Source organism: Streptomyces sp. NPDC005791, assembly GCF_042871485.1.
GTDB lineage: Bacteria > Actinomycetota > Actinomycetes > Streptomycetales > Streptomycetaceae > Streptomyces.
Genome location: NZ_JBIAIP010000010.1, coordinates 76,215 through 88,919 on the forward strand (window position 1 = coordinate 76,215; position 12,705 = coordinate 88,919).

9 protein-coding genes are annotated in these 12,705 nt (G+C 69.3%); 2 read left to right on the forward strand and 7 right to left on the reverse strand.

Annotation, left to right across the window (positions count from 1 at the left end):
• Positions 1-31: 31 nt before the first annotated feature.
• Both ACFYSH_RS20600 and uvrA read right to left on the reverse strand, forming a co-directional pair.
• Positions 32-460, reverse strand: a complete 429-nt coding sequence (locus tag ACFYSH_RS20600; RefSeq protein WP_359466196.1) for a Rieske (2Fe-2S) protein — start codon at positions 458-460, stop codon at positions 32-34.
• 240 nt (positions 461-700) lie between these two features.
• Positions 701-3,643: an excinuclease ABC subunit UvrA gene (gene uvrA / locus ACFYSH_RS20605; protein WP_388754288.1), complete on the reverse strand. Its 2,943-nt coding sequence runs from the start codon at positions 3,641-3,643 to the stop codon at positions 701-703.
• Positions 3,644-3,818: 175 nt separating this feature from the next.
• Between uvrA and ACFYSH_RS20610 the strand changes: the two genes are divergently transcribed.
• Positions 3,819-4,508 carry a maleylpyruvate isomerase family mycothiol-dependent enzyme gene (locus tag ACFYSH_RS20610; protein ID WP_359466199.1) on the forward strand — a complete coding sequence of 230 codons (690 nt, stop codon included), beginning with the start codon at positions 3,819-3,821 and terminating at the stop codon, positions 4,506-4,508.
• A gap of 10 nt (positions 4,509-4,518) precedes the next feature.
• Complete coding sequence (locus ACFYSH_RS20615; protein ID WP_388754291.1) at positions 4,519-5,175, forward strand: MBL fold metallo-hydrolase; 657 nt, start codon at positions 4,519-4,521, stop codon at positions 5,173-5,175.
• Between the two features lie 66 nt (positions 5,176-5,241).
• On the opposite strand, the gene ACFYSH_RS20620 is transcribed toward ACFYSH_RS20615, so the two are convergent.
• The 5 genes from ACFYSH_RS20620 to ACFYSH_RS20640 all read right to left on the reverse strand — a co-directional run bounded on the left by ACFYSH_RS20620 (position 5,242) and on the right by ACFYSH_RS20640 (position 12,494).
• Positions 5,242-6,237: a TerC family protein gene (locus tag ACFYSH_RS20620; RefSeq protein WP_388754294.1), complete on the reverse strand. Its 996-nt coding sequence runs from the start codon at positions 6,235-6,237 to the stop codon at positions 5,242-5,244.
• Positions 6,238-6,668: 431 nt separating this feature from the next.
• On the reverse strand, positions 6,669-8,624 hold the full coding sequence (locus ACFYSH_RS20625; protein WP_388754496.1) for a TerD family protein: 1,956 nt from the start codon (positions 8,622-8,624) through the stop codon (positions 6,669-6,671).
• Between the two features lie 116 nt (positions 8,625-8,740).
• Positions 8,741-9,319, reverse strand: a complete 579-nt coding sequence (locus ACFYSH_RS20630) for a TerD family protein (protein WP_359466204.1) — start codon at positions 9,317-9,319, stop codon at positions 8,741-8,743.
• A gap of 133 nt (positions 9,320-9,452) precedes the next feature.
• A complete protein-coding gene (uvrB, locus tag ACFYSH_RS20635; RefSeq protein ID WP_359466205.1) occupies positions 9,453-11,585 on the reverse strand; it encodes an excinuclease ABC subunit UvrB in 2,133 nt (710 codons plus the stop codon).
• Between the two features lie 39 nt (positions 11,586-11,624).
• Positions 11,625-12,494, reverse strand: coding sequence for an MHYT domain-containing protein (locus ACFYSH_RS20640; protein WP_359466207.1), 870 nt, complete (start codon positions 12,492-12,494; stop codon positions 11,625-11,627).
• Positions 12,495-12,705 lie beyond the last annotated feature (211 nt).

The following is a 12,705-nucleotide window of genomic DNA, read 5'->3' on the forward strand; positions in this document are numbered from 1 at the left end:
CACGGGCTCCCGCGACGGACCGGCCCGCCGGTCAGGCTCCGGGGCCCACGACGAGCTTTCCGCCCTCGAGCTTCAGCGGGACGGAGGGCAGCGGCACGGTGGCGGGACCCTGCAGTGCCTTGCCCGTGGTCATGTCGAAGCGGCTGCCGTGGCAGGGGCAGTTGCCCTCGTTGCCCTCGACCTTGTCCAGCAGGCAGCCGGCGTGGGTGCACTGCGCGCTGAAGGCCTTGTACTCACCGGCGGCCGCGCAGCTCACGACGACCCGCTGCTCCCGGTAGAGCTTCGCCCCGCCGACCGGGACCTCGTCCGCGGCACCGAGCTCCACGGGTGCGGTGGGCGTGGGCGTCTGCGCATGGCCGAGCTTCGACTCGGTCGAACAGGCTGCCGCTCCCAGCCCGGCGGCACCGGCGAGAGCGGCGCCCTTCAGTACGGTACGGCGGGCGGCGGGCAGGCCGGACATGCGGTCTCCACAGGTCGGGGGGACAGAGAGCCGCCGTCACCGTCCGGGGCACCGGGTGCCACGGATTCCGGGCACGGGCCACATCTGATGGCATGGGCGACAGACCCGACGATACCGACGGAGAACACCGGCCCTTCGACCGGCCCCGGGGAGCGCCCCGGCGGACGAGCGCTCTCCGGATCTGTGCGGACCCGGCCGGGGCGGCTCCCCTGTGCGGAGCGCCGCCCCGGCCGGTCGGTGTCAGGCCTTCCGCGTGCGGGCGGCCCTCGCGGCGACGGCCTTCTTCGCCGGTGCCTTACGGGGCTTGCGCGCCGTGGGCATCGCGGTCTCACCGATCCGGTCCGCACCCAGGATCTCCTGGAGGAACTTCCCGGTGTGGCTGGCAGGAACCGAGGCGATGTGCTCCGGGGTGCCTTCGGCGACGACCAGACCGCCGCCGTTGCCTCCCTCGGGACCCATGTCGACGACCCAGTCGGCGGTCTTGATGACATCGAGGTTGTGCTCGATGACGATCACCGTGTTGCCCTTGTCGACCAGGTCCGACAGCACCGCGATGAGCTTGCTGATGTCCTCGAAGTGCAGACCGGTCGTCGGCTCGTCCAGCACGTAGACCGTGCGGCCGGTGGAGCGCTTCTGCAGCTCGCTCGCCAGCTTCACACGCTGCGCCTCACCACCGGAGAGCGTCGGCGCGGACTGGCCGAGCCTGACGTACCCGAGACCCACCTCGTTGAGCGTGCGCAGGTGGCGGGCGATCGTCGGCACGGCCTCGAAGAACTCCAGGCCCTCCTCGATCGGCATGTCCAGCACCTCGGCGATGGACTTGCCCTTGTAATGGACCTCCAGCGTCTCCCGGTTGTAGCGCGCACCGTGGCAGACCTCGCACGGGACGTACACGTCGGGAAGGAAGTTCATCTCGATCTTGATCGTGCCGTCGCCGGAGCAGTTCTCGCAGCGGCCGCCCTTGACGTTGAAGGAGAAGCGGCCCGGCAGATAGCCGCGCACCTTCGCCTCCATCGTCTCGGCGAACAGCCTGCGGACGTGGTCGAAGACTCCGGTGTACGTGGCCGGGTTGGACCGGGGGGTACGGCCGATCGGCGACTGGTCGACGTGGACGACCTTGTCGACGAGGTCGTCGCCGTCGACCCGGGTGTGCCGGCCGGGGACCGACTTGGCGCCGTTGAGCTCGCGTGCGAGGTGGGTGTAGAGGATGTCGTTGACCAGGGTCGACTTTCCCGAACCGGAGACACCGGTGACGGCGGTGAGCACGCCGAGCGGGAAGGAGACGTCGATGTCCTGGAGATTGTTCTCCCGGGCGCCGTGCACCGTGAGACGGCGCTTCGGGTCGACCGGACGCCGGACGTCCGGCATCTCGATCGCCCTCCGGCCCGAGAGGTACTGACCGGTGATCGACTCCTTGTTGGCCAGCAGCTCCTTGAGCGAGCCGGAGTGGACGACCTTGCCGCCGTGCTCCCCCGCTCCGGGGCCGATGTCGACGACCCAGTCGGCGACCTTGATCGTGTCCTCGTCGTGTTCGACCACGATGAGCGTGTTGCCCATGTCCCGGAGCCGGACCAAGGTCTCGATCAGCCGGTGGTTGTCGCGCTGGTGCAGGCCGATGGACGGCTCGTCCAGCACGTACAGCACGCCGACGAGCCCGGAGCCGATCTGGGTGGCGAGCCGGATGCGCTGGGCCTCGCCGCCGGACAGGGTGCCCGCGCCCCGGTTCAGCGAGAGGTAGTCCAGGCCGACGTCGACGAGGAACTTCAGCCGCTCGTTGACCTCCTTGAGGACCCGCTCGGCGATCTTCTTGTCGCGGGCGTTCAGCTTGAGTCTGCCAAGGAATTCGGCGCACTCGCTGATCGACATCGCGGCGACCTCGGCGATGGACTTCTCCATGACCGTCACCGCGAGGACCAGCGGCTTGAGCCGGGTGCCCTCACAGGTCGGGCAGGCCACCTCACGCATGTAGCCCTCGAAGCGCTCCCGGCTGGAGTCGCTCTCCGCCTCGGAGTGCCGCCGCTTGACGTACTGGACGGCTCCCTCGAAGCGGGGAGTGGTGTAGGCGCGCTCACGCCCGTACCTGTTGCGGTAGCGCACCTCGGTCTGGATCTTGTGACCGTGGAGCAGCGCCTTCTTGGCACGCGCCGGAAGTCCGGCCCAGGGGATGTCCGTGCGGAATCCGAGAGCGTCGGCCAGCGCCGTGATCTGGCGGCCGAAGTACTCCTTGGTGTGGCCGTGCGACCAGGGATGGATCGCGCCCTCGTCGAGGGACTTGTCCTCGTCCGGGACGATCAGCTCCGCGTCGACCTCCATCCGGGTGCCGATGCCCGTGCAGTCGGGGCAGGCCCCGAAGGGGGAGTTGAAGGAGAAGGAGCGTGGCTCCAGCTCCTCGAAGGAGAGGTCGTCGTACGGACAGTAGAGGTGCTCGGAGTACATCCGCTCACGCTCGGGGTCGTCCGCCTCGAGGTCGACGAAGTCGAGCACCACCATGCCTCCGGAGAGGCCGAGCGCCGTCTCCACGGAGTCGGTCAGCCGGCGCTTGGCGCTCTCCTTCACCGTGAGGCGGTCGATGACCACCTCGACGGTGTGCTTCTCCTGCTTCTTCAGCCTGGGCGGCTCGGACAGCTGGATCGTCTCGCCGTCTACGCGGGCCCTGCTGTACCCCTTGGTCTGGAGATCGGCGAACAGGTCGACGAACTCGCCCTTGCGTTCGCGCACCAGCGGGGACAGGACCTGGAAGCGGCTGCCCTCGGGCAGACCGAGCACCTTGTCGACGATGGCCTGCGGCGACTGGCGCGCGATGGGCCTGCCGCACTCAGGACAGTGCGGCTTGCCGATCCGGGCGAAGAGCAGCCTGAGGTAGTCGTAGACCTCGGTGATGGTGCCGACCGTCGAGCGCGGGTTGCGCGAGGTCGACTTCTGGTCGATGGAGACGGCGGGCGAGAGGCCTTCGATGAAGTCCACGTCCGGCTTGTCCATCTGACCGAGGAACTGCCGGGCGTACGAGGAGAGCGACTCCACGTAGCGCCGCTGCCCCTCGGCGAAGATCGTGTCGAACGCGAGCGACGACTTGCCCGATCCGGAGAGCCCGGTGAAGACGATGAGGGAGTCACGGGGGAGATCGAGCGAGACGTTCTTCAGGTTGTGCTCGCGCGCGCCACGGACGATGAGACGGTCGGCCACGCCGGTCCGCACCTTTCTGGAGAGAAATGGGGAACTGAGCCCCTGTCCCAGGGTATGGGGGGCGCTTCAGCGATGTACGAAGCTTGTCGACTCCGAGCGTATAGCACGCGCATTCGATTTACGGACGACCGAAGACTCCATCACCCGAACGAGTGGTGAGGTCTACGCTCGGCTCATGACTGATCATGCGCGCGACCTGGAAGCAGTACGTGAAGCGACCGATCGGCTGCTCGGAGCGACGGGAAAGATGGACGACGGCGCCGTTGCCGAGCCGTCGCGCCTGCCGGGCTGGAGCCGCGGCCATGTTCTCGCCCACCTGTCACGTAACGCCGACGCCCTCGTAAATGTTCTCCAGGGGCGCCCGATGTACGCGAACAGCGAAACCCGGGACGCCGACATCGAACGGGACGCGCCTCGGCCCGTGGCCGAACAGCTCGCCGACCTGCGCGCCAGCGGAGCGGCCTTCCTGGCTGCGGCGGAGGCGCCGGCCGACTGGTCACGCACGGTAACGATGCGCAACGGCGTGACGGACTCGGCGTCACGGATTCCCTTCCGCCGCTGGGTCGAGGTCGAGCTGCACCACGTGGACCTGGGGGTGGGATACGAGCTGGAGGATCTGCCGGAGGAGTTCGTGATCCGCGAGAACGACTTCCTGGCCGAGCGGTTCGCCGGGCACCCCGGGGTCGTCCCCACGACGGCGGTCACCGCGGACGGCCGGCTGTGGACCACGGGCGGCGGGGCCGAGGGCGCTCCGGTCACCGTCCGGGGCGCCGCCCCCGACATCCTCGGCTGGCTGTGCGGACGCCGTGACGGCTCCGCGCTCACCGTCGAAGGCGGCAGCCTTCCCGCGCTGCCCCCGCTATAGGCTGCGTCACATGACGTACAGCGGAACGGTCAAGGTCGGCGGAGCTGCGGATGTGCACGAGCTGACGGATCTGATGATCTCCAAGGTCGCCGTCGGCCCGATGAACAACAACGCGTACCTGCTGCGCTGCCGGGCGAGCGGGGAGCAGCTCCTCATCGACGCGGCCGACGAGGCCGGGACCCTGCTGCGGCTCATCGGCGAGGACGGCATCGCGTCCGTCGTCACCACGCACCGGCACGGTGACCACTGGCAGGCGCTCGGTGAGGTCGTGGCGGCCACCGGGGCACGGACGTACGCCGGGAGGTACGACGCCGAGGGTATCCCGGTCCCGACCGATGAGCTCGTCGAGGACGGCGGCACGGTCCGGGTGGGCCAGGTCGCACTGACCGCCCGGCATCTGACCGGCCACACTCCGGGATCCATCGCCCTGGTCTACGACGACCCGCACGGGGCCCCTCACCTGTTCACCGGGGACTGCCTCTTCCCCGGCGGCCTGGGCAATACGCACAAGGACCCGAAGGCGTTCGCGAGCCTGCTCCACGACGTGGAGACCAAGCTCTTCGGCCGGCTGCCGGACGAGACGTGGGTCTACCCGGGCCACGGCCATGACACCACGCTCGGTGCCGAGCGGCCGCACCTGCCGGAGTGGCGCGAGCGCGGCTGGTGAACCGGTGAACGCCCGACGGCCGGGTGCCCCTCACGGGGCCCCGGCCGTCGGTGTGTCCGTGCGGCGTTACTTCTCCACGCCGACGTTCTCGCTGTCGCTCTTCTTCTCGGCCTCCAGGGCCGCCGTCTTCTTGTTGGCGATGAGGCTGGTGATCGTGGTGATCACCAGGACACCGCCGATGACGGCGAGGGAGAACCCGATGGAGATCTCCGGGACGTGCACCCCGGACTCGTGCAGGGCGTGCAGCACCAGCTTGACGCCGATGAAGCCGAGGATCACCGAGAGCCCGTAGCTGAGGTGGACCAGCTTCTTCAGCAGACCGCCGATGAGGAAGTACAGCTGACGCAGGCCCATCAGGGCGAAGGCGTTCGCGGTGAAGACGATGTACGGGTCCTGGGTCAGGCCGAAGATCGCCGGAATCGAGTCCAGCGCGAAGAGCACATCGGTGGTGCCGATGGCGAGCATGACCACCATCAGGGGGGTCATGACGCGCTTGCCGTTGTTCCGGATGAAGAGCTTCGTCCCGTGGTACTTGTCGGCGACACCGAAGCGGTGCTCGATCGACTTCAGGAGACGGTTCTCCTCCCACTCCTCCTCGTCCTCGCCTGCCCGCGCCTCCTGGATCAGCTTCCAGGCGGTGTAGATCAGGAACGCGCCGAAGATGTAGAAGACCCACGCGAAGTTGGCGATGACCGCGGCGCCGGCCGCGATGAAGATCGCACGCAGCACCAGGGCGATCAGCACACCGATGAGCAGCACCCGCTGCTGCAGGTGGGAGGGCACCGAGAACTTCGCCATGATCAGGATGAAGACGAAGAGGTTGTCGACACTGAGCGACTTCTCCGTGATGAAGCCGGCGAAGAATTCGCCCGAGGCCTGGCTCTCGCCGAAGACCAGCAGGCCGAGCCCGAAGAGAACGGCTAGTGCGATCCAGACGAGGGTCCAGATCCCTGCTTCCTTGGTCGACACGTCATGAGGCTTACGCCCGATGAAGAAGTCGACCGCGATGAGGGCCACCAGACCAAGAATGGTCAGCAGCCAGAGAGTCCATGAAACGTCCACTGCGCCTCCGGCAGTTCGCTACGGCTATAGATCAGCGTCGTCGCTGCCGGAGGTCTCTTCCACCCGGACGCGCGGGCTGCGCGCCGGGCCGACGCCCCGGGACCGGTCACAGTCCGTACTGACGGGAACGCCGCGATCGGGAGTACTCCCCTCCGCACGAAGAACAGTACATGAAGCACCAAGAAACAGTAAAGTCCTGACCAAGGCATGATCAAAGTGCCAGCTCAGGACCTGTAGCGAGCGATCTGACCTTCCGTCGTCCGGCTCAGCTGAGGGCTGTCCCGTCATCCGTGGTGGATCAGCGCGCGGCGTCAGATGCGGTGCATCGCACGGCGGAGGGACGTCCGCATACTGGATGCCTTCGGGCGTTCCGACAACGTAACGAGGTGCCGTAGCTGTCGTCGTGCGCCCGCCACGGATACGGGACAGCCCTAGCCCGCGCGCCGCGCTGCGGCCACCCGTGCGAGGACCTGCTCCAAAACCCGGCTGCCCTGGGGCGTTCTCAGCGGCTCGTACGTCCACGCGTGGCCCACCCAGGGGTCGGCGAGGTGGTCGTCGGCCACGGGGGTGATCCGCAGCAGGGACCGCCACAGCGGGTCGAGGACCGGCCCGTAGGCGCGGGCGTCCTCACGGTCGGCCACCATCAGCAGATGCACGCCCACCGCGGGCCCCTCGTCGGCCAGATAGCGCAGCTGGGCGACGGCCTTGTCGTCGAAGCCGTGCGGGAAGTCGTTGACGATCAGCAGGTGCTCCCCCGTGTCGAGGTCCGGGGGCAACGCGTCCGTGGCGCCGGCCCTGACCGCCATCTGCACCAGGTCGACACGCCGGGTGAGGTGGGCGAGGACCGAGGCCACGCCGTGCGCCCCGGTGGCGGGCGGCCCGGCGAGCACGCCGGAACCGACCAGGGGTGAGAGGGGGCCTGCGGCGGAACCGGCCGGGTCGATGACACGGACGGAGAACTCGTCCGCCGGGTGGACGGCGAGCAGCCGCGCGGCCAGCGCGACCGCCGTCTCCATGGCCTGCCCGCGCAGCTGGTCCCCGTCGGTCGCCGCGGCCGCCTCGGAGGCGGTACGGCCGCTGTCGACCCAGATCCCGCGCTCCAGGGGGAGCCGCACCAGGAGCGGGATGCGCAGACCGGTGTCCTCGGGAAGGTGGACGTCGCCGATGCGCAGGGCCATCGGCATCTCCGTCGGGACCCGGTAGGCGTGCCAGACGGGGTTGCCCCAGCCCGCGTACGCGGCGGGCAGGGCCGGTTCGATGACCGCGGACTCGGCGGCGAGCTGGGTGAGATCGCGCTCGAGCGCCTCGCGTGCCCGGCCGGTCAGTTCGTCGCGTTTGGCCCGGGCCGCCTCCCGGGCACGGTCACCCGCACCGCCGATGCGGCTGCGCGGGTCGGACAGGGTCCGGTCGAGTTCCTGGTCCATCCGGGACTCGGCGAAGTCGGCCGCGCTGCGGTAGGCGGCGACGGCGCGTGCGAGGTCCTCGAACATGCCCCAGATCTGGTTGTAGAGACGCTCGTCCATGGACCAGCCGGGAGCGTCACCGGCGACGGGTTGCGCGGGCTGTCCCGGCGCTGCGGGCGGAGCCGTCGGGGGCGGCGGGGGCGGGGCCGAGGTCCGACGCCGCGGGTGCGCGTAACTGACGGGGCCGCCGGGAGAGTCCGTGCGCGGGAACGTGGGGCCGGTCGGCGGCTCGGACGGCTGCGCCGAGGCGGGGCCCTGCGCGGAGGCTGGCGGCCTGCCGCTGTTCGCGGGGGCTGCGGGGGCCGCCGGGCCCGCGGAGTGGTCCGCCCTCTCCCCGCCGGGTGTACGGGGCGGCGGCGTCACGGAACGGACGAGCCCTGAGGCGACGGCCCCCTGGATGGAGGCGGCCAGCTCCGCCGCTCCCGCCACACCCTGGTCTGCGAGCATCTCGGCGAGCCCGGCGGCGTAGCCCTGCCCGACGGCGCGGACCTTCCAGACGCCCTGGCGTCGGTAGAGCTCCAGCGCCGACACGGCGGACTCGGTGTCCAGGCCGGTGAGGGTGAACGTGACGATCTCGGCGCCGTCGAGTCCGGTGACGGCGACGAAGGGCGCGGCGACCGCACCGAACCTGCCCGGCCGCCCTGGCCCCGTCGGCAGGGCCAGGAGGACGGTGACACGGTGGACCGCGTCGGGCAGGGCGTCCAGGTCCACGGCCAGCCGGTGGTCGGCCGTCGCCTGCCTGGACACCTCCAGCCCGGGCACCCGGGGTGAGGCGGGGTGCGCGATCCACTCGGCGCCTCGGACCGTGCCCCGCTCGTCCGCGAGGGTGGCCCCGGCCACGACGGCTGAGCTCGCCGACACCCTGATCTCCAGACGGGTCTGGGGCAAGGTGTGGTTCTGCCCCCGGACCAGCTCGGCCGTCAATGCCCTGTCCCCTCGACGTTCGGTGTGGTGCCCTGCCATGGGTGCAGCTCCCGGCGGCCGGTGCCTCCGGGAGCTGCTCGTGCGGGTCCGTGGCCCAGGTGCAGCCCGTGCCGCGTCTACAGGTGCGGCAGGATCGACGGCATCAGGTCCTGGAAGGTCCGGCCGTTGGCCGGGTTGCCGAGGGCTGTCATCTGCCATCCGCTGCCCGCGCGGTGCACCTTGGCCATGATCTGCGCCGTGTACTGGCCGCCGCCGTCCAGCGTGTAGCGGGCGAGCTCCTGGCCGTTGGTCTCGTCGACGATGCGGCAGAAGGCGTGACGCACCTCCTGGAAGGTCTGGCCGGTGAACGAGTTCACCGTGAAGACGATCTGGTCGATGTGAACCGGGATCCGCTGCAGGTCGACCAGGATCGCCTCGTCGTCGCCGCCCGAGCCGGCGCCGCCGACCAGGTTGTCGCCGGTGTGCTTGACCGAGCCGTCGTCGCTGACGAGGTGGCGGAAGAAGACGACGTCCACGGGCTGCTTGTCGGCGAAGAGCACCGCCGAGGCATCCAGGTCGATCTCCCGGGTGCGCGAGCCGAACAGCCCGCGGCGCGGGGCCGCCTGCCAGCCGAGCCCCATTCGTACCGCGGTCAGGGTCCCCCCGTCGCCCTTCTGCAGGCTGATGGCCTGGCCCTTGGTCATGTTGACCGTCACGCGCTGTCCCCTCTCCGCATTGCCCCGCACCCGTCGGTGTGCGGTTTCCCCGCACCCTACGCAGTCCTCACGGGCGAGAAGGAGTGATAGGCCGTTTCTGTGTCGGTCCTGCAACACTGCGCGCCCCACGGGATCAGGCCAGCCCCGCCTCCCTCATCTGGCGCAGCTCCTTCTTCAACTCCCCCACCTCGTCACGCAACCGGGCGGCGACCTCGAACTGCAGGTCGGCGGCGGCCGCCCGCATGCGGTCCGTCATCTCCTCGATGATCCCCGCGAGCTCGGCGGCGGGCCGGTCGGTGACCACCGCGCCGCCCTTCTTGGCCTTACTCCCGGCAGCCTTGCCCCCGGCGGCCTTGCCCCCCAGCGAGGGAACAGGGGCCTTGGTGTCCTTCGCCTGCCGGTAGCCGCTGCCGAGCAACTGCTCGGTGTCGACCTCCTCGCGGGCGATGGACGCGACGATGTCGTTGATCTTCTTACGGAGGGGCTGCGGGTCGACCCCGCGCTCGGTGTTGTAGGCGATCTGCTTCTCGCGGCGGCGGTTGGTCTCGTCGATGGCCTGCGCCATGGCCGGGGTGATCTTGTCGGCGTACATGTGGACCTGACCCGAAACGTTACGGGCGGCACGTCCGATGGTCTGGATCAGTGAGGTGCCGGAGCGCAGGAAGCCCTGCTTGTCCGCGTCGAGGATGGCCACGAGCGACACCTCGGGCAGGTCGAGGCCCTCGCGCAGGAGGTTGATGCCGACCAGGACGTCGTACTCACCGGAGCGCAGCTCTCGCAGCAGTTCGATGCGGCGCAGCGTGTCGACGTCGCTGTGGAGGTAGCGGACCTGGATGCCCAGCTCGAGGAAGTAGTCCGTGAGGTCCTCGGACATCTTCTTGGTGAGGGTGGTGACCAGGACGCGCTCGTCCTTCTCGGTCCGCTCGCGGATCTCGTGGACCAGGTCGTCGATCTGACCCTCGGTGGGCTTGACGACGACTTCCGGGTCGACGAGTCCGGTGGGCCTGATGATCTGCTCGACGTAGCCGTCGCCCCGGGACATCTCGTACTTCCCTGGTGTGGCGGAGAGGTAGACCGTCTGATTGATGCGACCCAGGAACTCCTCCCATTTCAGCGGGCGGTTGTCCAGGGCGGACGGCAGCCTGAAGCCGTGGTCGACGAGGGTCCGCTTGCGGGACGCGTCGCCCTCGTACATCGCGCCGATCTGCGGCACGGTGACGTGCGACTCGTCCAGGACGAGGAGGAAGTCCTCGGGGAAGTAGTCGAGGAGGGTGTGGGGGGCGGTGCCGGGAGAGCGGTCGTCGAAGTGCATCGAGTAGTTCTCGACGCCGGAGCAGGTGCCGATCTGGCGGAGCATCTCGATGTCGTAGGTGGTGCGCATCCGCAGACGCTGGGCCTCCAGCATCTTGCCCTGCTTCTCCAGCTCGGCGAGGCGCTGCTCCAGCTCCTGCTCGATACCGCTGATCGCCTTCTCCATGCGCTCCGGGCCCGCCACGTAATGGCTGGCGGGGAAGACGTGGAGCGCGGTGTCCTCGGTGATGACCTCGCCGGTGAGCGGGTGGAGGGTCGAGAGCGCCTCGATCTCGTCACCGAACATCTCGATGCGGACGGCGAGCTCCTCGTACACCGGGAAGATCTCGATCGTGTCGCCGCGGACCCGGAAGGTACCGCGCGTGAACGCGAGGTCGTTGCGGGTGTACTGGATCTCGACGAAGCGGCGCAGCAGCTGGTCCCGGTCGATCTCGTCGCCGACCTTGAGCTGGACCATCCGGTCCACGTACTCCTGCGGGGTGCCCAGGCCGTAGATGCAGGAGACGGAGGCGACCACGACGACGTCTCGCCGGGTGAGCAGGGAGTTCGTGGCGGAATGCCGCAGGCGCTCGACCTCCTCGTTGATCGAGGAGTCCTTCTCGATGTAGGTGTCCGACTGCGGGACGTACGCCTCGGGCTGGTAGTAGTCGTAGTACGAGACGAAGTACTCCACGGCGTTGTTCGGGAGGAGCTCCCGGAACTCGTTGGCCAGCTGGGCGGCGAGCGTCTTGTTCGGCGCCATCACCAGGGTGGGGCGCTGCAGCTTCTCGATCATCCAGGCGGTCGTCGCCGACTTACCCGTACCGGTCGCGCCGAGCAGGACGACATCCTTCTCACCTGCACGGACGCGACGGTCCAGCTCGGCGATGGCCGCGGGCTGGTCGCCGCTGGGCTGGTAGGGACTGACGACCTCGAAAGGCGCCACCGAACGTTCGATCCTCGAGACTGGCCGCATGCAACCACCGTACGACCCTCCACCGACAACGGCGGAGGATCAGCGGTTCCGCGGCAGCCGGTCCTCCCTGCGTGAGGCCCCTGGGACGGACTCGTAGGGCGGGGTGGGGCGGCGCTGGACCGGGACCGAGGTCAGCGGCCCCCGCCTGGAAGGGTGAGCAGGCAGCCGGTCGCCCCTTTCCGTCACCACCAGGGGGTCGATCATCACGACCGCTGCGGCGAGCAGCAGGAAGCAGCCCGGGCCGATCATCATGGGCAGCAGCAGCGAGGTGGGGGACTCGCCGGGCGGCGTCGGCACGGCGTCCGGGTGGAGGTGCACCTCGAGCGCGGCCATTCCCGTGTAGTGCATCCCGCTCACGGCCACTCCCATGACCACGCTGGCGCCGAGGCTGGGGAGGAAACCGTGGACGGAGACCGCCGCCCACAGCGAGGCGGTCGCGGCCACCACGGCGATGACCACGGAGAACGCGACGGTGAGCGTGTCGTACTCGAACAGACCTTGGAAATTCATCCCGGCCATGCCGAGGTAGTGCATGGAGGCGACGCCGAGGCCGGTGATCGTTCCGCCCGTGACCAGCGCCATGGGGGTGGCGCCGCGGTAGCCGACGAGGAAGATACCGATCCCGACCATCACGACCGCCACGGCGAGGCTCGCGAAGGTGAGGGGCCTGTCGTAACTCACCGGCGCTTCCCGGACGGTGAAGCCGAGCATCGCGATGAAGTGCATCGTCCAGATGCCGGATCCTATGGACGTCGCGCCGAGGGCCAGCCAGCCGGCTCTGGACGCGCCTCGTGTGCGCAGGGACCGCGCGGTGCAGCGAAGACCCAGAGCGGCACCGAGGCATGCCATGAGGAACGCCGTGACGGGGGTCACGAAGCCGTAGGTGAATCCGTCAACTGTGCCCTGCATGCTGGTACGCCCTTCGCGGTGTGCCCGGGTTCGGGGTGACCCTAGAGGGCAAGGCCCGGCAAGCAAACATAAGGACGGCATTTTATCCGTCTCCGGGCCCCCCGGGGCCCGGCACCCGACATCGCGTTCACAACTCGGCCATCATCATCCTCCCGTCCGTTGGGGATCGGATGGCAGGCTCTGCCCTGTCCACACCCCGACGCGAGGAGTA